This is a genomic window from Glycomyces harbinensis (genome assembly GCF_900101745.1).
Lineage (GTDB): Bacteria > Actinomycetota > Actinomycetes > Mycobacteriales > Micromonosporaceae > Glycomyces > Glycomyces harbinensis.
In genome coordinates this window covers 38066-56960 of the sequence record NZ_FNAD01000018.1, presented here as the reverse complement: position 1 = coordinate 56960, position 18895 = coordinate 38066, and the positions used below count along the sequence as shown (strand labels likewise).

The window sequence follows — 18895 nt, the reverse complement described above, 5'->3', positions numbered from 1 at the left end:
AGGGCCCCGAAGTGCTCTAGGGATCGCGACTCCGGCCGCAGGGATGTTTTTCGGGCATGGGTCGAGCCAACGGAGGCGGTCCGATGGGCCCCCGGTTCAAAAACCCTGACACACGGGTCCGACACTTTCCGCGACGGCCGATGAGGCGAAATGGTCGCCAGCGCGAGACGAGAATCATTCGGTTCCGGAGCCGTTTTTCGGGCAGGGGTCGAGCCGACGGAGGCGGTCCGATGGGCCCCCGGTTCAAAAACCGTGACACACGGGTCCGACATTCTCGGTGACGGCCGATGCGGCGCGGAGGTCGCCAGCGCGAGGCGAGGAACCTTCGCGCTGCTCCCTTCGGTACTTCTCGTCGTTCCCCCTTGCGGGGGAGCGCATCGGCGCTCTCGGGGGAGGCTGTTCCCGCTCCGTTCGGGCGATGCTCGCTGGAGCCGGCCGGGCCGGGTGCCGCGCCGGCCCCTCGAGAGCAGGAGTACCGCATGACCTCAGTCGGATTCGCCGAACGCCTCCACGGCAGGACCGCTCCGGGAGTCCCCCGCTGGGCCGTCTGGACGGCCTACGCCACCGCGCTCACCGCGCTGCCGTCCGCCCTGTGGCGGATCGCGGCGATGGTCGCCGGGGTGCCGCTGCTCGAGCACGTCGCCGCCGCACCGACGCAGACCGGCACCCTCGCCGAGGGCCCGTGGTGGTACATCGTCTCGCTCAGCGTCGTCAGCGAAGCGCTGGCGTTCCTCGCGGTCGGGCTGGTGACCACCTGGGGCGAGGTCTGGCCGCGGTGGGTCCCGGTGCTGCGGGGCCGCCGCGTCCCGGTGGCCGCCGCGGTGGTCCCGGCCGCGATCGGCGCCGCGTTGCTGCTGTTCCTGCCGTACACGCTCGTCATGCTCGGGTTCGGCCTGGGCGTCGACGGCGAGCCCACGCGGCTCGTCGTCTCGGGCTGGCAGACCGTCGTCTTCTGGGTCGCGTACGCGCCGCTCGCGCTGTGGGGGCCGCTGCTGGCCGTCTTGACCGTGCACTACTACCGGCGCCGCACGTCGGCGCTGCCGACGAGGGTCCTCGCCGGGAGCGTCGCGTGAGCGGGTCACCGCCGTTCGTCGACGAGCACCGCATCACCGTCGGCGCGCCGCGCGAGCGCGTGTGGGCGGCCGCGCGGGACTACTGCGAGCGGTCCCTCGTGAAGGACCGCGACAGTCCCCTGTTCAGACTCCTGGGGACCGAGCCGCGCACCGGGTTCACGATCGCGGCGCAGGCGCCCGGAAAGTGGCTCGAACTGGAAGGGCGCCATCGGTTCGCGCAGTACCGGTTGCACTTCGAGCTCGACGATCTCGGCGGAGGCTCGACCGGGCTGGCGGCGCTGACCTACGCGGACTTCCCGGGTCTGTCCGGCCGCGTCTACCGGTTGCTGGTGGTCGGCAGCGGCGGCCACCGGGTCGCCGTCCGGGGCATGCTGCGTTCGATCAGCCGGTCGAGCCGCGTCGACTGAACTTCAGGCCCGCCCGGTCGGGACCCGCGTCGCGCGGTATCACCGGGCCGGGCACTCCGGCGATCGGGTGTTCACGGTGCTCACAGGGCCGCTTCGAGGGCCGCCCGGTTTGCTTGGACCCAGTCGTAGTCGCCCCGGATCCAGACCGGCGCGCCGAGGTCGCGGATGCGGATCATCGCCGGATCGCCCGCTGCCGCCCGATCCTCGATGCCGCGCCAGCAGCGGTCCTGCCACCACAGCACCGTCTCGACCAGCCGGGCGCGCCGGTCGGCGTCCAGGCCGTAGGCGTCGCAGACCAGCCGCATCCTGCGGGCCGTCTCGCCGACGTCGGTGACCGGGGTGCCCAGCCTGAGAAACTCCCAGCACAGGTGGGCGATGTCGTGGAGGCGCTCGCCGGGCGCGGCCCCGTCCCAGTCGATGAGCGCGATCGGCGGCGCACCGGGGCCCGGATGGGCGTAGACGGTGTTCTTCGGGGCGAGATCGTTGTGGCACACCGTCTCTGCGTCGCCCGCGAGGTCGGTGTCGGCGCACAGGTCGTGGAACTCCCGGACCATGGTCGCAAGGCGCACCAGGCTCGCGTCGGATTCGGCGTAGGCCGACCGGCCCGACTCGATCGCCACGTGGCCGTCGATGAAGCGCAGCTTCTCCCGGCCGTCCTCGTCGATGCCGAGGAGGCGGGGCGCGCCGTCCCAGCCGCGGCGTTCGAAGTGCTCCAGCAGCCGGTGGACGAACGGCGTGTGCGGGCCGACCGGCCGGCGGACGCTGCCGTCCTTCAGGACGACCTCGTTGATGAAACCGCCGGGGAGCGGGACTTCGTGCGACATCCGCACAGTCTCGTCCCGCCGCGCCCGGTCGGCAACTGCTTTCGCCGCCGGACGCGAAGCGGCCCGTGGTCCTCCGGGATCACGGGCCGGTCGTGGAGGCCCTAGGCGCCGATGAAGTCCGAGAGGGCGGTCAGCTCGTCGGCCTCGTCGGCGGTCAGCTCCAGTTCGGCCGAGGCCAGGAGCGGCGCGAGCTGGTCGACGACGCGGGCGCCCGCGATCGGCGCGGCGATGCCGGGCCGGCTGCGCGCCCACGCCAGCGCGACCGAGGCGATCGCGACGCCGTGGGCCTGGGCGATCTGGTCGAGCTTCTCGATGACGGCGAGGCCGGACGGGTTGAGGTGCTTGGCGGCGGAGCCGCCGCGGACGCTCTGCTCCAGGTCGGCCCGGGTGCGGTATTTGCCGGTGAGGAAGCCGCTCGCGAGCACGTGGTAGGGGAAGGCGCTGAGGTCTTCGGCCACGGCGATGTCGCGCAGCCCCGGTTCGAAGGTGCCGCGGCTGACGAGGCTGTACTTCGGTTGGAGGGCGACGGGGCGGGCGTAGCCGTGGCGCTCGGTGATGTCGAGCCATTCGCGCAGCCGCTCGGGGCTGTAGTTGGAGATGCCGATGTGGCGGATCTTGCCCTCGGTGACCAGGTCGTCGAAGGCGGCGACGGTCTCTTCGAGCGGCGTGGCCTGGTCGTCGAAGTGGGCGTAGTAGAGGTCGACGGCCTCGATGCCGAGCCGTTTGAGGGAGGCTTCGGCGGCGGCCCTGACGTTCGCGGCGGCGAGGCCTTTGAACTCGGGGTGCTGGGAGACCTTGGTGGCGACCATCGCGCGGGTGTCGCGGTGCTTGGCGAGCCAGGTGCCGAGGACGGTCTCGGATTCGCCGCCGACGTTGCCGGGCGCCCAGGCGGAGTAGGAGTCGGCGGTGTCGATGAGATTGCCGCCGGCGGCGGTGAAGGCGTCGAGCACCGCGTGCGCTTCGGATTCACCGGTGTTCCACCCGAAGGTGTTGGTGCCCAGGACGAGCGGGTAGATCTCGATGTCGGTCCGGCCGAGTGTGGCCATGGTGAACCTCCGTGTGTCGGTGCTTTCCCGGGGCGCGTGCCGGCCGCCCGCCGTATGAGGACTCGGGTGTCGCCGAGTCGGTTTCCGACGGCAATCCTGCCACGCGTCCCGGGTTCACCGCTTCGGTTCCTGAACGATCGTCGCAGGGTGCCGTCTGCGACGGGTTTCCATCGGTGCGGGTTCTTAACCGGCCTGGAAGGTCGGCATGACGGTGATCTGCTGGAAGTTGACGCGCGGCGGCTGCTGGGCCAGGAAGGCGACGGTTTCGGCGATGTCGCCCGCTTCGAGGACGACCTGGGTCGCGAAGACGTCGTCGAGCCAGGCGACGGCGCCCGGTTCAGTGACGTGACCTTGGAGTTCGGTCCTGACGAAGCCCGGTTCGATGACGGCGACGCGCACGTTCAGGGCGCCGAGTTCGGAGCGGAGGTTGCGCGAGGCGTGGGAGACGAAGGCCTTGGAGCCGGAGTAGACGGCGAAGTTCGGGTAGACGCCCTGCGAGGCGATCGAGGAGGTGTTCACGAGGTCGGCGACGCCCTTCTCCGCGGCGGCTTCGACCAGTTGCGGGACGAACGCGCCGATGGCGTTCATCAGGCCCGCGATGTTGGTGTCGATCTGGCGCTGCCACTGGTCGTGGCGGGTGTCGGTGACCGGCGCGGCGAGCATGACCCCGGCGTTGTTGAACAGGAGGTCGGCGGTGCCGAGTTCGTTCGCGACGCGGGCGGCGGCGGCGTCGAGCGCTGCGGGGTCGGTGACGTCGGCGGTCACGGCGATCGCGGTGCCGCCGGCCTTCTCGATGCGGGCGACCGCGGCGTCCAGCCGGTCGGCGCGGCGGGCGAGGAGGGCGACTTTGGCGCCGCGGGCGGCGAGGAGTTCGGCGGTGGCTTCGCCGAGGCCGCTGGAGGCCCCGGTGATGACGGCGACGCGGCCGGCGAGCGGCAGCACGCCGTTGGTGTTCACAGTAGACATGGTGTTCCTCTGGTGTCGTTGCGGTGGAACGGCTTGCCCGTCCTGCAATCGAGTACAGCACCGGCCGGGGCCTGGAAGCGGCGCTAGAAGTGCCTTGCGCCGACTGGTACCGGCAGTACCACCCGAGCGGTCCCGGGGCAGGTCGGGCGCGGGCACAATGGGGGTATGGACCAGCGCGTCGAGATCTCGGACTTCCTGCGCAGCCGCCGGGCGCGGGTGAGCCCCCAGGAGGCGGGCGTGCCCGACGACGGGCGCGTCCGGCGCGTGCCGGGGCTGCGCCGCGACGAGGTCGCGCGGCTGGCGAACATGAGCGTCGAGTACTACACGCGGCTGGAGCAGGGCCGGGCCGGGAATCCGTCGCCGGAGGTCTTGGAGGCGCTGGCGGCGGCGTTGCGCCTGGACGCTTCGGAGCGCGACCACCTCGTCGACCTGGCGGGGCGGCGGGCGCCGCGCAAGAAGGGGCCGATCGCGGCGCAGCGGGTGCGGCGCGGGCTGCTCCTGACGCTCCAGAGCCTCGACAGCGTCCCGGCGTTCATCATCGGCAGGCGCCTGGACGTGCTGGCGGCGAACCGGTTGGCGCGCGAGGTCGTGGCCGATTTCGAGTCGATGCCCGCGGCGGGGCGGAACCTGATCCGCTTCTATCTGCTTGATCCGGCGGCGAAGGAGCGCGTGGTCGACTGGGAGACGGTCGCCCGGGATTCGGTGGCGGTGCTGCGCTTCGACGCGGGCAGGCATCCGGATGACCGGCAGCTGGCCGACCTCGTCGGTGAGCTGATGCTCGGCTGCCCGGAGTTCGGCGGCTGGTGGAACGACCACCAGGTGCTGCGGCGCACCCACGGGGTCAAGCGGTACCTGCATCCGGTGGTGGGCGAGCTGGAGTTCGCTTACGAGGCCTTCCAGTTCCCGGACGATCCGGATCAGACGCTGTGCGTCTACAACGTCGAGCCGGGTTCTGCGAGCGCGGAGGCGCTGCGGCTCCTCGACAGTTGGACCGCGCCGGCGGTCCGGCGGGACTGAGGTCGGCATCGTGATGCACGGAACAGCGCGTCGCGCATCACATTGTTGGTCTGATTTGCCCGAACTGGCTATGATTCGCGACCATGACGTTCATCTTCGATGTGATGACTTGGGGCCGTGAAGGAACCAGGGTGGAGGGCCAGCTGACGAGCAGGCTCGGGTACGGCATCGAATTCCACCGGGGTCCGGAGTTCGGGCTCCAGCTGCTCATGGACACCTGGTTCCAGGGCTATGGGGCCTCCGAGATCGACAAGGGCACGGCCGATGAGTTCGAGGAGTGCTTCGAGTTCATCCTGGGCAAGAAGGCGTGGACGGACGAGGACGGGTACCTTCTGGACGCGGCGACCAAGGAGCCGGTGCAGCCCAAGGTGAAGGCCGCCGAGTTCTACGCGGGCCGGCTCGACCCCTCCAGCGGGTTCACGGACGGCCACCACTATCTGGTGCTGCAGCCGCGCAACGACGAGTTCCTGAAGCGGACCGCATTGATCATCGCGGCGTTCGACATCGATCCGGCCGAGGACGGCGAGCACGCGGACTTCGCGATCGAGGTGACCGACCCGAAGTACTTGGCCCACATGGAGAAGAACCGCTACTTCCAGACGGCGTTCACCGGCCGCCTCGACTGAGCGCGGCTCGGGCGGCGGCGTAGGGTCTGCCGCCATGGGCGAACTCGAACACATGCGCCGGACCCGGGACGGGTACGACTCGGCGGCCGCGCAGTACCTCCAGTTGTTCGGGAACTCGCTGCGGGAGTACCCGCTCGACGACGCGATGATCGGCGCCTTCGCCGACCTGGTGCGGGGCGGGTCGCGTCCGGTGCTCGACGTCGGCTGCGGACCTGGGTACGTCACCGACCGGCTCAGGGCGCTCGGCGTGCGGGCCCGGGGGCTGGACTTGTCGTCCGAAATGGTCGCTCTGGCGCGTGAGACGTTCCCGGACATCGAGTTCGAGCAGGGGCGGATGGCCGAGGTCGCCCTTCCCGACGGGTCTTTGGACGGGCTGCTGTCGCGGTCCTCGATCATCCACACGCCGCCCGGGGACCTGCCGGCGGTGTTCGCGGAGTTCCACCGGCTGCTCGCGCCCGGCGGGCACCTGCTGCTGACGTTCCAGGCCCACGTCGACGACGCCGAACTGGCCTGGCCGTTCGACCACAAGGTCGCGCCGGCCTACCGCTGGTCGGTCGGCCGGGTCGCCGCGCTGCTGCGCGAGGCCGGGCTCCAGGAGACCGCCCGCATGGTGGTCGCCCCCGAGCTGGACCCGATCCGCGGATTCCACTACGGCCACTTGCTCTTTCGGAAGCCGGTCACGGAGTCCATGTAATCATCCTCACGGGTACATCAATTATCCGTACGGTTGATTAGCGGTACGCTCGCGGGGTGGAACCGAAGCAGACCGGGCGGCGCTCGCCCGACCCCGCCGAACGGCGGCGCGACGCCGAGCGCACCAAGCGCAAGCTCCTCGAAGCGGCCCTGACCGAGTTCGCCGACCACGGCTACGACGGCGCCCGCGTCGGCGACATCGCCGCGCGCGCCGGGGTGAACAAGCAGCTCATCAGCTACTACTTCGGCGGCAAGGAAGGCCTGTACCGGGCCATGCAGCGCGAGTGGCTGGAGACCGAGCGCGAGCACACCGACGCGGACGTGAACGCCGCCGACCTGCTCCGCTGGTACCTGGGGCTGAACCTCGCCGACACGCGCATCGCCCGCCTCTCGCTGTGGCGGGCCCTGTCCGACGAGGCCCCCGACGAGGAGACCGAGGCGGTGCTCGAACGCGAGCAGGAGCAGATGCGCCGGCGCCAGGAGCGCGGCGAGATCGCCGCCGGCCTCGACACCGCGGCCGTGCAGCTCGCGCTCATGGGCATGGCCCTGGCCCCGGTCATCCTGCGCCACGACGCCCGCAGGCTCTTCGGCGTCGACATCGACGACCCCGAGTTCGCCACCCGCTACGGCGACACCCTGTCCCGCATCATCGCGGGGCTCGCCGAAGAGCACCACCCGAAAGGAAACACCGAGCCATGACCGTACTCGTCACCGGCGCGCGAGGCGCCATCGCGCGCAACGTGATCGCCCAGCTCCTGGAGGCCGGCGCACCCGTGCGCGCGGCCAGCCGCGAGCCCTCCGGGACCGACCTGCCCGGCGGCGTCGAACCCGTCCGCTTCGACTTCACCGCACCCGAGACCCTCGCGCCCGCGCTGAAAGGCGTCGACAAGGTCTTCCTGTACGCCGCGAGTGACGGCATCGACGCCTTCCTCGCCGCCGCGAAGGACGCGGGCGTGCAGCGCCTGGTCCTGCTGTCCTCCGCCGCCGCACACGGACCCGACGGCGACGAGAACGAGATCGGCCGCCGCCACCTCGACGCCGAGCGCCCGATCGCGGCCTCCGGCATCCCGTGGACGTTCGTGCGTCCGGCCATGTTCGCCACCAACAGCCTCTGGTGGGCGCAGTCCATTCGCGACGAAGGCGTCGTTCGACTCCCCTACCCCGAGGCGCCGGTCAACCCGATCCACGAGCGCGACATCGCCGAGGTCGCGTACGCCGCGCTCACCGAGGACGGGCACGAGGGCCGGGCGCATCTCATCGACGGCCCCGGGCACCTGACGCAGCGGCGCCAGGTCGAACTCATCGGCGAAGCCCTCGGCCGCGACATCGCGGTTGCGGAGCTGCCGCGCGCCGTCGCCGCGAACTTCCTGCCCGAATCGCTGCTGGACATGCTCGCCGCCGGGATCGCGCACCGGTACGGGCCCACGGCCGAGGCCGTCACCGGGCGCCCCGCACGGACCTACGAGCAGTGGGTCGCCGACCACGTCGCCGACTTCAAGTAGGCGAATGGACTGAGCCCGGCCCTCGGGCCGGGCTCAGTCCGCGTTCGTCCTCCATTTCGGAGGACGGGCCCTCGCTTCCGTTCAGACCGCGGCGGGTGCGCGCGTTACAACCTGCGGGCGAGAAGCCTTCTCCGACAGCGCGACCGCGAGCCAGATCAGGCCCGCGCCGCTGACGACGTGGACCGCGCTGATGAACAGGTTGTCCGGCAGCGGCGCGAGCAGGGCGATCAGCGGGAACGCGAACGCGTACACGGCCGCGGGGACGCGCGGGTAGACCCCGGCGCGCAGCATCGCGACGCCGAACACCACCGTCCCGGCGCTGAAGACCAGGGCGCTGCCCAGGAAGGCGGCCGTGACGGCGCCCGGCAGGGCGTCGACCACCGCCGCGTCGACGTGGATGAGCACCACGTTCAGCGCGAACGCGGCCCCGCCGAACAGGCCGAGGCCGACGAGGTTGAGCGTGAAGCCGATCGAAGCGAGCGCACCCGAGGCGTGCTGCTGTCCGAAGTAGAGCGCGACGATGAGCGGCAGCCCGAAGGCGGGCGAGAGGGCCAGCGCGAGACCGGTCGCGGCGGTCTCGCCGGCGACGAACTCCACCGAGGAGGCGACGACGATGAGGAGTCCGGAGAGTGCGCCGAGAGCGGCGCCGAGGCGAAGAGGCGTGTTCATGCCTCCGACGCTAGAAGCGCCGCGAAGGGCGCGACAGTGCCGCGGCGCCCGAACCGCCGGCCGCCGGGCACCCGACCGGATGCCGTCGGGCACATGACCGCAGGCATATTGACCGGCGCCCCGTGCCTGCATATCCTGCGGAGATGCCCCTCCCTTCCCCGCTGCGGCTCCCCGACGGGCTCCCGGCGACCCCGGTCCCCTGGGTCTCGCCCGCCCTCTACGCGGTCGTCGCGATCGCGGGCGGCTACGCGGGGCTGCGGGGTTTGGGCGAGACGCAGCCGCTGCCCTTCATCGCCGGTCTGGCCGCGCTGGTCGCGCTCGACTGGGCCGAGCGGCGCCGCTGGCCCGCGGGCACCCCGGTCGCGCCGGGCCTGGTGCTCCTCGCCGTCCGGGCGGGCCTGTTCCTGATCGTGGCCGGCGCCGACGGCTCGGGCCTCTCACGGGTGCTGTTCCTGCTGCTGCCCTTCGGGATCTACTTCGTACTCGGACCCGTCGCGAGCGCGACCGCGGCCGTCCTGTGCCTCGGCGGCCTCGTGGCCGCATTCCAAACGGCCGCACCGGGATGGCACGAGCGGGTCGAAGCGGTCGCCGACGTCCTGATGTTCACCGTCGGCCTGGTGCTCGCCGTCGCCATGGCCTCGGTCGCCGTCGAAGAGCAGCGCCAGCGCTCCCGCCTGGAGGCCTCGCACGCCCGGCTGCGGGTGTACGCCGACCAGGTGGCCGAACTGTCGGCGGCCGCCGAACGCGGCCGCCTCGCCCGCGACATCCACGATGGACTCGGACACCACCTGACCGCGATCAGCGTCCTGCTGGAGAAGGCCGAGGCCTTCCGCGAACGCGACGGGAACATCGCCGTCGCCGCGATCGCGGACGCCCGCCACTCGGCCCGGCTCGCCCTGGAGGAAGTGCGGGCCTCGGTGCGCACCATCCGGATCGACGCCGAGCCCTTCCATCTCGCGGCGGCACTGAAAGAGCTGGCCCGCCGGTCGGGCGAACGGCCCGTGGTCGTCTTCGACGGCGAAGGCGACGAGCGCCGGTTCGACCGCGAGGCCCTGACCGCCCTGTACCGGGCGGCGCAGGAAGGCGTCACCAACGCCCGCAGGCACTCCGGCGCGAGCAAGGTCGAGATCCTGCTGCGCTGCGACGATGACCGGGCACAGCTCACCGTCACCGACGACGGACGCGGCTTCGCGGACGGCGCTGAGGGACTGGGGCTCACGGGCATGCGCGAACGCCTCGACCTCGTCGGCGGCGCGGTCGTCGTCGACACCGGACGGGGAGCGGGCACCCAGCTCACCGCGACCGTCCCGTTCCGGGCGCTCTCGTGAATACCGAAGGGCCCGAGCCGATCCGGGTGATCGTGGCCGACGACCAGCGGCTCGTGCGCGAGAGCATCGCGGCCCTGCTCGACCTCCAGGACGGGATCGCGGTGGTCGGCACCGCCGCCGACGGCGCCGAGGCGGTCGCGGCGGCGCTCGCGCTCGAGGCGGACATCGTCCTCATGGACGTGCGCATGCCCGGCACCGACGGGATCGAGGCCACCCGGAGGCTGCGCGAACGGCTCCCGGAATGCCAGGTCGTCATGCTCACCACGTTCGACGACCAGGAGCACATCGTCGAGGCGATGCGCGCGGGCGCGTGCGGATACCTGTTGAAGGACCGGCCCGCGCGGGCGCTGGCCGATGCGGTCCGCACCGCGCGCACCGGCGTCGTCCAGTTCGACCCCGCCGCGGCCCAGAGCCTGGCGGCGGCCCTGGAGCACCCGCTCCGGCCGCCGGTGGAGCTGCCGCCGTTGTCGGACAGGGAGATCGAGGTGCTGCGGCTGGTCGCCGCGGGGGCGACCAACCGCGAGATCGCGGCCCGGCTGTATCTCAGCGAGGGGACGGTGAAGAACCACGTGTCGCGCATCCTCGCGCGGCTGGGCCTGCGCGACCGCACGCAGGCCGCGATCTACGCGAGGGATCGAGGCTTGCGCTGAGGTGGACGAGGCGGTTGTGGGCCGTTGCGGTCAGCCCCGCCCGAACCACACGGCGTCGCGGACATTCTCGCGCGGCTGGGCCTGCGCGACCGGACACAGGCCGCAATTTACGCGCGGGACCGAGGCCTGCACTGAGGTGCGCGGAGCGGCTGTCGGCCGTCGCCGTCAGCCCCGCCCGAACCACACGGCGTCGCGGATACTCTCGCGCCGCTAGGCCTGCGCGACCGCACGCACGCCGCGATCTACGCGAGGGATCGAGGCCTGCACTGAGGTGGACGAGGCTGTCGGCCGTCGCCATCAGCCCCGCCCAAACCGCACGGCGTCGCGGACACTCTCGCGCCGCTAGGCCTGCGCAACCGCACGCACGCCGCGATCTACGCGAGAGACCGCCCCCTGCGCTGAGGTGCGCGGAGCGACTGTCGGCCGTCGCCGTCGCCGTCGACCCCGCCCGAACCGCACGGCGTCGCGCGCAGCGGCCTGCGTGCCTGCGATGCAGGCCGAGGCGCGACCGACGTTGACGAGGTGTTCGACGGTCTCGCGCGGTACTCGTCGGGGTGCCGCCGCGCCAGGCGGCAGCGGCGCGGAGCGGCTGCGGTCCGACGCCGGACCGGGAGTGCGAGAGCCGGGCCATGGCCGAAGCGGCGACCGGACCGCCCGTACCGAGAAGGCGGGAGCCGTCGGGCAGTGGCAGGGCAGCGGGCCGCCGGAACCGCCCGTCCGCCGGCTACGCCGCCGCGGCGCCGATCCAGGCCGACCGTCACGGAGACGGCGAGCAGGAGCGGGATCGCGGCCCGGACATCCGGGGCGTTCTCGAGGGCGCCTCGCTCGACTTCACACGGTCTTCAGACGCAAGCCGGGGAACCGGTAGTACGCCCGGCCCTGCTGCTCCGCCTCGCCGCCCAGGGCCAGGTCGCCCACGCGCCGCACTCCGGCGGCCTTGGCCGTGCGGACGATGAGCGCGGCCGCGTCGTGGGCGCGCGTCTCGCCGGGCCCGCCGCCGTCGAAGTACCAAGGCGCGTCGAAGTATTCGAGCTCGGGTCCACCGCGAAGCGTCTCGGGGTTCGTGGGCTCCCACCCCAGCGCCGCCACGCGCTCCCCGCTCCCCGCCTCGGCGACACCGCCCGGGGCGCAGTAGCCGAGGTGCAGGCGCTCGCCCGAGCGGATGTCGAACATCAACGGGCTGGTGTCCGTGCCGTCCTCGCGGGTCACCGTGCCGAACAGGCCCAGCGTCAGCGAGACCCCCAGTGCGAGCGTCTCGGCGGGCAAACGGGAGAACAGCGCGGCGAGCGCTTCGGTGAACTCGCCCAGGTCGCTCGCACGCGCGGCCGGGACGTCCAGCAGGACGTCGCCCGAGAAGGTGCCGATGAATCCGGTCGGGTTGCGCGCCATGTCGTCCCGGTAGTCCTCCTCCCACAGGTCGGTGAAGTCCGAGACCAGTTCGGGCCCCGATGCGCCCGCGCGCAGCTCGACGGTCGCGTACTTCCCGCGCCAGCGCAGGTAGGGCGTGCCCCAGGCCTCGCCGCAGCCGATGCGGCCGTTCGCATACGTGCCGAAGTGGTCCGGTGTGCGCAGGATGCCCTGGACGGCGGCGGCGACGCGGCGGAACTCCTCCGCGTGGGTCCGCGCGCCACCGGTGATGCGGGACAAGGCGACCCTGACGCCGTGGTGGTCCTGGAGGACCGTCCAGGGCCGCTCGGCGCCGTCCACTGTGGCGGCGCAGACGACTCCCTGCACGGCACCGTCCCTGCTGCGCGGCCACTCGGCCGTTTCGTCGGGCGTCAGGTCCAGGTCGGAGGCCAGCTTCCTCATGCCGGACTCGGACCGGTCGTAGCCCGGCATGACGCCCTCGAAGTGCACGGCGAGCCGGGCGATCTCGGCCTCGCTCATCCGGTGGTCCTGCGCCTCCACCATGTCGCTCTCCTCCTCGCTCCGCTGCGGCGCAGGGTCGTGGCCCGCGCCGCGCCCGCCGCGTTCGGCGGTCGTCGCAGGCCACCGTAACCGAGACCTCCGACATCGAACAGGACACCGGGGGCCGAACGGTCAAACCGGCCGGTTGCGGAAACGGCGGCCGAACCACGGCGCGAGCTGGAGGACGCCCCAAGCGGCCTCCACGATGAGGAAGGGCCACAGCAGGTCCGGGCCGCCGTGCGCGAGGGCGTAGGCCATCCACGCCGAGAAGAGGACGCGGGCGACGCCGTCGAGGAGGCCGTGGACCCGTTCGGGCCGGAGGAGGCGCAATAGCGACCAGACCACGACGACCGAGCCCATGAGGTTGGCGTACAGGACCTGCATGAGGTCGAGTTCGGGGAAGGGGCTCAGGCCGAGGCTGCCGCTGAGTCCGTCGAGGGCGGCGTGCACGAGCGTGAACGTCCAGGGCGTGGCGAAGGCGGCGGTGACGGCGAGGTCGTACACCGCGCTCGCACGTACGAGCCTGCGGTAGGCGAGGCGTTGTGGCGCAATGAGAATCGTGGTGGTCGTAGTCATGGCGGGCTCCGTTTCCGTTCGGGTGACGAGGGCCTACCGTAAACAGTGGAGTGCGCTCCAAGGTCAAGTCGCGAATTGCCGGGAGGTGCCGTGCGCATCGGGGAATTGTCGGAGCGGTCGGGTCTGAGCAGGGACGCGATCCGGTTCTATGAGCGGATCGGGTTGGTCGGATCACAGCGTTCGCCCAACGGATACCGCGAGTTCGGCGCCGAGACGGTGCCGTGGCTCGACTACGTGCGCACGGCGCAGCGGTTGGGGTTCTCGCTGGCCGAGATCGGCAGGCACGGTGAGGAACTGCGGGAGTCGCCGGATTCGGCCGAGGCGCTGTCGGCGCTGTTCGCCGAGAAGATCGCGCTGGTGGACGCCAAGATGGCCGAGCTCGCGGCGCTGCGCGAGGAGCTGGCCGATCGTGCGGGCACCGGTTGTCCTCTCAGGCCCGACGGTTCCTGAATTTCCAGCGGGGCCGGGGAGTGCGCCCCGACCCCGCCGTTCCGAAAGGAATCAAGGCGTGTGGATCGCCGCGGGGGTCACCGCGGCCATGTCCGAGCCGATGTGGAAGCCCGGGTGCGGGGGCTGGTTGCAGCCCGTGTTCTGCCAGGCGATGGCGACCCGGTACTGCGGATCGTGCATGAGGGTCGGCAGGCGCAGGTCGGTCGCGAACGGCGTGGCGCAGATCCGCAGGGCGGAGCTGTCACCGGTGCGCCAGACGACCTCTTCGCGCCAGCCTCCTGGTAGCTCGCCTGCGTCGGTGCGGCCTCGTCCTCTTCGGCGCTGCCGGTGGGGGCCAGGACGATCGCCGTTGCGGCGATCGCTCCGGCCGAGGCCGTCGGGCCCGCCGGCAGGGCGGCCCGCCTGGTATTTCGAGCGCGGGTTCGTGTGCGCATGCTCGCTCCTGGAGTGCGGTCGTATTCGCGGTGAGGGGCCGCCGGACCCGGAGGGCACGGCGGCGCGACGGCCGCGCGACCATGCCGGGACGTACGCGATCCGTCACTCACAGCATCGAACCGAATCGATGCCATAGCAGGCCCACAATAACCACGAATAAGGCTGAACGTCAATACTCACAGCAAAATGCACGAAGCGCGCGTAGCGATATGTTCGCCACACGGCGTCAGTGCATCGAGCACTCGGATCGAGAGTCCCTTTTAGACGTCGATGTCGAGCACGGTCTTGCCGCGGGCCTTGCCGTCTTTCGAGCGTTGCAGCGCGGCGGCGGCTTCGGCGAGCGACGCCCGGTGGTCGATGCGGACCCGCAACTGGCCGGCCTCGACCGCCTCGGCGAGGAACTCGAGCGTCGCGGGAGCCATGTTGGCGTACAGGTTCGCGCCGCGCAGGCCGTGGGAGGCGAGCAGCTCGTTCTCGAGTGCGCCGTTGGAGGAGACGATGGAGCCGTTCGGCTTGAGCAGCAGCGCGATCGGCTCGATCAGGTCGGTCGGGGAGATCAGGTCCACAATGGTGTCGATGCCGTCGGGGTGGGCGTCGCGGACCTGCTCGGCGGTGGGGGCGGCGGTGAAGTCGATCGTCTCGGAGGCCCCGAGGTCGAGCAGGTAGTCGGCGGTGTCGGGGTCGGTGGTCGCGATGACGTGGACGCCCTGGGCGGCGGCGAGCTGCACGGCGGCCTGGCCCACGCCGCCGGAGGCGCCGTTGACCAGGAGGGTCTGGCCGGGGCCGACGCCGGTGCCCTCCACGAAGGTGTAGGCGGCGGCGCAAGCCGTGGGCATGGCCGCGGCGAGGTCGAACGGGAGGGTGTCGGGTAGGCGGGCGAGCTTGGCGGCCTTGGCGATCGCGTACTCGGCGTAGGAGCCGCGGCCGTGCTCGACGTCCATGAAGGGGCCGAAGACGCGGTCCCCGGCGGTGAAGTCGGTGACGCCCTCGCCGGTCCGCTCGATCGTGCCGGCGCCGTCGGAGCCGAGCACGAGCGGGAAGTCGTGGTCGACGGCGCCGCGCATGGCGCCCTCGATGACCTTCCAGTCGAAGGGGTTGACGCCCGCGGCGGCGAGGCGGACGAGGACTTCGCCGGGGCCGGGCTCGGGGACGGCCAGGTCGGTGAGGACCGGCTCGGTGTCGAAAGCGGTGATGACGACGGCGCGCATGGTTGTCCCTTCGGTTGTGGCCCTTGATGTCACTGACGCCGCCACTCGATGGCGAGCTCGTGCGGGGCGATGCTCTGGAGCCGGCCGCCGACGAGGGATTCGACGCGGGAGAGCGCATCCTCGTCGGGGGCGTCGGCGGCGAGGGCGAGGCCGCCTTCGGCGGCGGAGAGGAAGACGCGGCCGAGCGGGAAGTGGAGGCGGTAACCGCCGGGAACCTCGTCGGCGGGGGTGCGGCGGCCGAAGTGGGAGGCGAGCTCCTTGGCGACATGGGCGGGCCGGTCGACGGCGACGAGGGCGGTGGAGCGAACGAGCGGCGGCCGGGCGGAGGGTTCGGGGGTCGCGGCACTCATGCGTCCTCCTCACCTCGACGGGTCCCATTGCGGCGTCTTCGCCTGAATCTACACCGGTTCGGGCACCGGGAAGCCGGGTCGAGCGAGGTCGAGGGCAGGGGTCGAGCCAACGGCGACCGGACCGCGGGCCCCCAGCACAAGGGTGGCCCGGGGGTACGACATTTCGCGGCCTCGAAGTCGAGGGCATGGCGAGTGCCGCAGTCGGCCCTCTCGCGGGCCCCCGATACGAGGGTGCCTGAGGGGTACGACAATTCGGTGTGCCATGTGGTGAAAGCGGGACACGGTGGGCGAAATTCGCTTTTGCGAAACGGCCGGGGCTTATCCACTGCACTCACGGGCCTTGTACGCTTCACCGTGGACACGACACCCCCTCATCTGTCGCTCCGGCCTGGACGCGTCCACCCCTGCATTCTTTCGTCTCATATGGAGGAAAAGCCATGCGCCCATGGATGGACCGCGCCGTCGTGCGCGGGCGCATTCACGGTCGTCTTCTCTTGGCCCTCATCGTGATCGCGGTCATCGCCTGCCTCGTCGCCGTCTGGCAGTTCGGCATCCTCCGCGACGACGACCACCCCGAGTACGCCGACATCGGCGGCGGCGAGACCATCGCTCCCGCGCCCGACGCCGAACCGGACACGCCGACCTCCGGCGACGCCGCGAGCACCTCCCCGCTCGAGTCCGCCCCCGCCTCCACCGAGGCCGCAGCGACCACCTCCGAGGCGGCCGAATCCTCCGCGCCCGTCGAGGACGCCCCGGTCGTACCGCCGTGCACCGCCTCGCTCACGCTCGACGACCAGTCCGACACCTCGGTCTCGGTCACCGTCGCGGTCGTCAACACCGGCACCGAGCCGATCGACGGCTGGGAGGTCCTGCTCGACCTCGACCACCTCACCGTGACCTCGACCTGGGGCCTGAGCCATATCGAAGGCGATCGCTACGGCGACATCCTCTTCAACGCCGCGCTCGACCCCGGCGACGGATACGAGCCGAGCTTCCGTGCCGACGTCGAAGGCGAGTTCGACCTGCCCGCGACGGTCCCCTGCACGCCGGACGCCTGAACCCGGCGCACGCCCGAGCGAAGGACGATCTGGTCGCCGGGCCGCACTGACGGCGGATCAGGCCGGGACCCGGCGGTCGCCGCCGGTGATCCTTTATGGACTTCGATTGGGACCTATTCGACCTTGATCGTGGGCTGGTGGCGGACCGGGAAGTTCACGGAGTTCGCGATGAAGCAGGTCTGGTTCGCCTCGTGGTGCAGTTCGGCGGCGCGCGCGGTCTTGGAAGCGTCGGTGATGACCACGACCGGCGCCAGCACGACCTCGGAGAAGCGCCCGCTTTTGCCGCCCTCCTCGGTCATCGTGCCGGTCGCGTTGTCCTCGTAGGCGGTCACGACGATGCGGTCGCGCGCGCACAGCGCCAGGTAGGTGAGCATGTGGCATTCGGCGAGCGAGGCGACCAGGAGGTCTTCGGGGTTCCAGCGCTCGCTCTGGCCGAGGAACGTGGGGTCGGCGCTGCCGCGGATGAGGGGCTTGCCGGGGGTGGTGATGTCGTGGTCGCGGCCGTATTCGAGGTAGCGCGCGGTGCCCTTGCCGGTGTTGCCTGTCCAGCGGACGTTGACGTCGTAGTGGTGTTCGCGGCCGCTCATGGCGGGCTCCTTCCGTCGCGCAGGGGCGTGCGCGGCAAGCCTAACCGAGCGGCGAGGACGACGGTCTCGCCTTCGGGCAGGCGCTTCCACCAGTGCTGGTAGCGCCGGTAGACCTCCGGTTCGCGGTCGGCGAGGAACGCGGTGAGCGCGCGGGCCTCGACGTCGAGCGCCGCCCAGGCGTCGTCGGGGACGGGGCGCCAGACGGTGGCCTCGATGCCGGCCTCGGTGACGCGCCAGAGCCCGGCGGCGAGGCCGTCGACCAGGACCATGGGGAGGACGTCGCCGTTGTTGCGGATCACGGTCGTGCGGATCTCGGGCGGGATGGTGCGACTGCGGTCGACATAGGCGAGGAACACGTTGTCCCACATGGCCATCAGCCTCGCGGGTGCGGGCGTCTCGGGGTCGGGCAGTGCCGCTTCGGGCAGGTCGTGGAGCGTTTCGCCGTTCGGCCCCTGGAAGACGGCGAGGCGGTCGCCCAGGGCGGCGATCGCCATCTTCGCCCGGCCGCGCTGCACCTGGGCGAAGATGGCGACGTCGGCCGCCGAGGCGGGGCCGAACCCGGCGAGGTAGCGGAGCACGAGCTCCTGAAGCGCCTTGTCGGCGGCCTCGCGGTCGCCGAGCACGGGGAGGTCGGCGGCGGCCGTGTAGTGGACCTTCTCGCTGAAACCCCACGGGCCGCCGTTGACGGTGCGCAGGAGCGGCGCGTACTGGCGGATGCCCGGCCACACTCCCTTCGCCAGCTCGGGCCCGAGGCGTTCGGCGAGCCAGGCCTCGCATTCGCGGGCGGTGCGGACCTCGGCGGCGAACTCGACGATCGCGGCGGCGTGCACCGCGGCCTCGGCCGCGGACAGGCCGGCCTCGGCGATGCGGCCGCCGAGTTTGGCGGCGTAGAGGGACGGCTCGGTGGCCTCGCGGAAGGTCCGGTAGTCGTCGGCGGCGACGGCGTGGAGGGTCATGCGCACGGGATTGCCGCGGACGATGCGGCCCGAGGCGAAGGCCGCGTCGAGGTCGGCGGGGTCGAACCCGGCGACGCGGTTCCACAGGCCGATGAAGGGCGAGGCGGGCGACTGGGCCTGGACGGCGACGGCATTGCGGACGGCGGTGACCGCGTCGGCGGACGTGCGGTGCAGAAGCGACTGCCGGTCGAGCGTCGCACGGTTGAGCTGCCGGGCGGTGAGCTGCATGACCGAAGGCTAGCCCTCGGGTACGACAGGCCGCCCGTGACCGCACGGGCCCGGGCGCGGTGGCGAGCGACGAGCCGCAGGCCGCAGGCCGCAGGCCGCAGGCCGCAGGCCGCAGGCGACGGTGCATTCCCGGCGCTAGCCTTCAAAACGGTCCCCGGTGGGCCCCCGGTTTCAAGCGTGCGTCGAGGGTCCGACACTTCGCGCGAGGCGAGCTGGACCACCCCGGGAACTGGCAATTCCGGCGTCTGCCTTCAAAACGGTCCCGGGTAGGCCCCCGGTTTCAAGAGTGCGCCGGGGGTCCGACACTTCGCTCGGCATGGGACCGCGAGGAATGCTCT

At 71.7% G+C, this 18895-nt stretch carries 22 protein-coding genes; 11 read left to right on the top strand and 11 right to left on the bottom strand.

All coding sequences use genetic code 11. The annotated features are described in order from the left end of the window. The first annotated feature begins 479 nt into the window (after positions 1–479). Both BLQ63_RS23150 and BLQ63_RS23145 read left to right on the top strand, forming a co-directional pair. Positions 480–1073: a hypothetical protein gene (locus BLQ63_RS23150; protein WP_091039902.1), complete on the top strand. Its 594-nt coding sequence runs from the start codon at positions 480–482 to the stop codon at positions 1071–1073. Then, positions 1070–1480, top strand: coding sequence for a hypothetical protein (locus BLQ63_RS23145; protein WP_091039901.1), 411 nt, complete (start codon positions 1070–1072; stop codon positions 1478–1480). Before BLQ63_RS23150 ends, BLQ63_RS23145 begins: the two co-directional genes overlap by 4 nt. Positions 1481–1560: 80 nt before the next feature. Here BLQ63_RS23145 and BLQ63_RS23140 read toward each other — a convergent pair whose 3' ends face one another. From BLQ63_RS23140 to BLQ63_RS23130, 3 genes are all read right to left on the bottom strand, one after another. Beyond that, a complete protein-coding gene (locus BLQ63_RS23140) occupies positions 1561–2304 on the bottom strand; it encodes a phosphotransferase (RefSeq protein ID WP_091039900.1) in 744 nt (247 codons plus the stop codon). A gap of 101 nt (positions 2305–2405) precedes the next feature. Further along, positions 2406–3350 (bottom strand): aldo/keto reductase, encoded by a 945-nt coding sequence (locus tag BLQ63_RS23135; protein ID WP_091039899.1) that lies wholly within the window; start codon positions 3348–3350, stop codon positions 2406–2408. A 183-nt stretch (positions 3351–3533) separates the two neighbouring features. After that, entirely contained in the window at positions 3534–4316 is a 783-nt protein-coding gene (locus tag BLQ63_RS23130; protein WP_091039898.1) for an SDR family oxidoreductase, read from the bottom strand. Positions 4317–4481: 165 nt separating this feature from the next. Here BLQ63_RS23130 and BLQ63_RS23125 point away from each other — a divergent pair, with 165 nt between their 5' ends. The 5 genes from BLQ63_RS23125 to BLQ63_RS23105 all read left to right on the top strand — a co-directional run bounded on the left by BLQ63_RS23125 (position 4482) and on the right by BLQ63_RS23105 (position 8154). Further along, complete coding sequence (locus BLQ63_RS23125) at positions 4482–5333, top strand: helix-turn-helix domain-containing protein (protein WP_091039897.1); 852 nt, start codon at positions 4482–4484, stop codon at positions 5331–5333. Between the two features lie 131 nt (positions 5334–5464). Further along, complete coding sequence (locus BLQ63_RS23120) at positions 5465–5959, top strand: hypothetical protein (protein ID WP_091039896.1); 495 nt, start codon at positions 5465–5467, stop codon at positions 5957–5959. Positions 5960–5993: 34 nt separating this feature from the next. Then, positions 5994–6653 (top strand): class I SAM-dependent DNA methyltransferase, encoded by a 660-nt coding sequence (locus tag BLQ63_RS23115; protein WP_091039895.1) that lies wholly within the window; start codon positions 5994–5996, stop codon positions 6651–6653. 56 nt (positions 6654–6709) lie between these two features. Further along, positions 6710–7351: a TetR/AcrR family transcriptional regulator gene (locus BLQ63_RS23110; RefSeq protein WP_091039894.1), complete on the top strand. Its 642-nt coding sequence runs from the start codon at positions 6710–6712 to the stop codon at positions 7349–7351. Further along, complete coding sequence (locus BLQ63_RS23105; RefSeq protein WP_091039893.1) at positions 7348–8154, top strand: SDR family oxidoreductase; 807 nt, start codon at positions 7348–7350, stop codon at positions 8152–8154. The genes BLQ63_RS23110 and BLQ63_RS23105 overlap by 4 nt, the downstream gene beginning before the upstream one ends. 81 nt (positions 8155–8235) lie before the next feature. Here BLQ63_RS23105 and BLQ63_RS23100 read toward each other — a convergent pair whose 3' ends face one another. Continuing rightward, entirely contained in the window at positions 8236–8823 is a 588-nt protein-coding gene (locus BLQ63_RS23100) for a hypothetical protein (protein WP_091039892.1), read from the bottom strand. A gap of 143 nt (positions 8824–8966) precedes the next feature. On the opposite strand from BLQ63_RS23100, the gene BLQ63_RS23095 reads away from it, so the two are divergent. Beyond that, positions 8967–10151 carry a sensor histidine kinase gene (locus tag BLQ63_RS23095; protein WP_091039891.1) on the top strand — a complete coding sequence of 395 codons (1185 nt, stop codon included), beginning with the start codon at positions 8967–8969 and terminating at the stop codon, positions 10149–10151. Further along, complete coding sequence (locus BLQ63_RS23090) at positions 10148–10801, top strand: response regulator (protein WP_091039890.1); 654 nt, start codon at positions 10148–10150, stop codon at positions 10799–10801. The genes BLQ63_RS23095 and BLQ63_RS23090 overlap by 4 nt, the downstream gene beginning before the upstream one ends. An 831-nt stretch (positions 10802–11632) precedes the next feature. On the opposite strand, the gene BLQ63_RS23085 is transcribed toward BLQ63_RS23090, so the two are convergent. Both BLQ63_RS23085 and BLQ63_RS23080 read right to left on the bottom strand, forming a co-directional pair. Further along, entirely contained in the window at positions 11633–12712 is a 1080-nt protein-coding gene (locus BLQ63_RS23085) for a hypothetical protein (RefSeq protein ID WP_091039889.1), read from the bottom strand. A gap of 129 nt (positions 12713–12841) precedes the next feature. Next, positions 12842–13285, bottom strand: a complete 444-nt coding sequence (locus tag BLQ63_RS23080; protein ID WP_091039888.1) for a hypothetical protein — start codon at positions 13283–13285, stop codon at positions 12842–12844. A gap of 90 nt (positions 13286–13375) precedes the next feature. Here BLQ63_RS23080 and BLQ63_RS23075 point away from each other — a divergent pair, with 90 nt between their 5' ends. After that, a complete protein-coding gene (locus tag BLQ63_RS23075; RefSeq protein WP_091039887.1) occupies positions 13376–13735 on the top strand; it encodes a MerR family transcriptional regulator in 360 nt (119 codons plus the stop codon). A 51-nt stretch (positions 13736–13786) separates the two neighbouring features. Here the strand turns inward: BLQ63_RS23075 and BLQ63_RS30015 are convergent, their stop codons facing one another. The 3 genes from BLQ63_RS30015 to BLQ63_RS23060 form a co-directional block, all read right to left on the bottom strand. After that, complete coding sequence (locus BLQ63_RS30015) at positions 13787–14227, bottom strand: rhamnogalacturonan lyase family protein (RefSeq protein ID WP_336620357.1); 441 nt, start codon at positions 14225–14227, stop codon at positions 13787–13789. 203 nt (positions 14228–14430) lie between these two features. Beyond that, positions 14431–15378 carry an NADP-dependent oxidoreductase gene (locus BLQ63_RS23065; RefSeq protein WP_091039886.1) on the bottom strand — a complete coding sequence of 316 codons (948 nt, stop codon included), beginning with the start codon at positions 15376–15378 and terminating at the stop codon, positions 14431–14433. A 29-nt stretch (positions 15379–15407) separates the two neighbouring features. Continuing rightward, complete coding sequence (locus BLQ63_RS23060; RefSeq protein ID WP_091039885.1) at positions 15408–15728, bottom strand: DUF2218 domain-containing protein; 321 nt, start codon at positions 15726–15728, stop codon at positions 15408–15410. Positions 15729–16165: 437 nt separating this feature from the next. Here BLQ63_RS23060 and BLQ63_RS23055 point away from each other — a divergent pair, with 437 nt between their 5' ends. After that, positions 16166–16786, top strand: coding sequence for a cellulose binding domain-containing protein (locus BLQ63_RS23055; RefSeq protein WP_143015054.1), 621 nt, complete (start codon positions 16166–16168; stop codon positions 16784–16786). Positions 16787–16899: 113 nt separating this feature from the next. Here the strand turns inward: BLQ63_RS23055 and BLQ63_RS23050 are convergent, their stop codons facing one another. Further along, positions 16900–17373 (bottom strand): OsmC family protein, encoded by a 474-nt coding sequence (locus BLQ63_RS23050; RefSeq protein WP_091039883.1) that lies wholly within the window; start codon positions 17371–17373, stop codon positions 16900–16902. Beyond that, positions 17370–18557, bottom strand: a complete 1188-nt coding sequence (locus BLQ63_RS23045) for a winged helix DNA-binding domain-containing protein (RefSeq protein ID WP_091039882.1) — start codon at positions 18555–18557, stop codon at positions 17370–17372. Before BLQ63_RS23045 ends, BLQ63_RS23050 begins: the two co-directional genes overlap by 4 nt. Between the last annotated feature and the right edge of the window lie 338 nt (positions 18558–18895).

Excerpts from the sequence above, each read along its gene's own strand:
- BLQ63_RS23045 (WP_091039882.1), bottom strand. The coding sequence starts at position 18,557 with ATGCAGCTCACCGCCCGGCAGCTCAACCGTGCGACGCTCGACCGGCAG.
- BLQ63_RS23135 (WP_091039899.1), bottom strand. The coding sequence starts at position 3,350 with ATGGCCACACTCGGCCGGACCGACATCGAGATCTACCCGCTCGTCCTG.
- BLQ63_RS23130 (WP_091039898.1), bottom strand. The coding sequence starts at position 4,316 with ATGTCTACTGTGAACACCAACGGCGTGCTGCCGCTCGCCGGCCGCGTC.
- BLQ63_RS23125 (WP_091039897.1), top strand. The coding sequence starts at position 4,482 with ATGGACCAGCGCGTCGAGATCTCGGACTTCCTGCGCAGCCGCCGGGCG.
- BLQ63_RS23140 (WP_091039900.1), bottom strand. The coding sequence starts at position 2,304 with ATGTCGCACGAAGTCCCGCTCCCCGGCGGTTTCATCAACGAGGTCGTC.
- BLQ63_RS23055 (WP_143015054.1), top strand. The coding sequence starts at position 16,166 with ATGCGCCCATGGATGGACCGCGCCGTCGTGCGCGGGCGCATTCACGGT.
- BLQ63_RS23105 (WP_091039893.1), top strand. The coding sequence starts at position 7,348 with ATGACCGTACTCGTCACCGGCGCGCGAGGCGCCATCGCGCGCAACGTG.
- BLQ63_RS23085 (WP_091039889.1), bottom strand. The coding sequence starts at position 12,712 with ATGGTGGAGGCGCAGGACCACCGGATGAGCGAGGCCGAGATCGCCCGG.
- BLQ63_RS23065 (WP_091039886.1), bottom strand. The coding sequence starts at position 15,378 with ATGCGCGCCGTCGTCATCACCGCTTTCGACACCGAGCCGGTCCTCACC.
- BLQ63_RS23115 (WP_091039895.1), top strand. The coding sequence starts at position 5,994 with ATGGGCGAACTCGAACACATGCGCCGGACCCGGGACGGGTACGACTCG.
- BLQ63_RS23100 (WP_091039892.1), bottom strand. The coding sequence starts at position 8,823 with ATGAACACGCCTCTTCGCCTCGGCGCCGCTCTCGGCGCACTCTCCGGA.
- BLQ63_RS23095 (WP_091039891.1), top strand. The coding sequence starts at position 8,967 with ATGCCCCTCCCTTCCCCGCTGCGGCTCCCCGACGGGCTCCCGGCGACC.
- BLQ63_RS23050 (WP_091039883.1), bottom strand. The coding sequence starts at position 17,373 with ATGAGCGGCCGCGAACACCACTACGACGTCAACGTCCGCTGGACAGGC.
- BLQ63_RS23150 (WP_091039902.1), top strand. The coding sequence starts at position 480 with ATGACCTCAGTCGGATTCGCCGAACGCCTCCACGGCAGGACCGCTCCG.
- BLQ63_RS23060 (WP_091039885.1), bottom strand. The coding sequence starts at position 15,728 with ATGAGTGCCGCGACCCCCGAACCCTCCGCCCGGCCGCCGCTCGTTCGC.
- BLQ63_RS23080 (WP_091039888.1), bottom strand. The coding sequence starts at position 13,285 with ATGACTACGACCACCACGATTCTCATTGCGCCACAACGCCTCGCCTAC.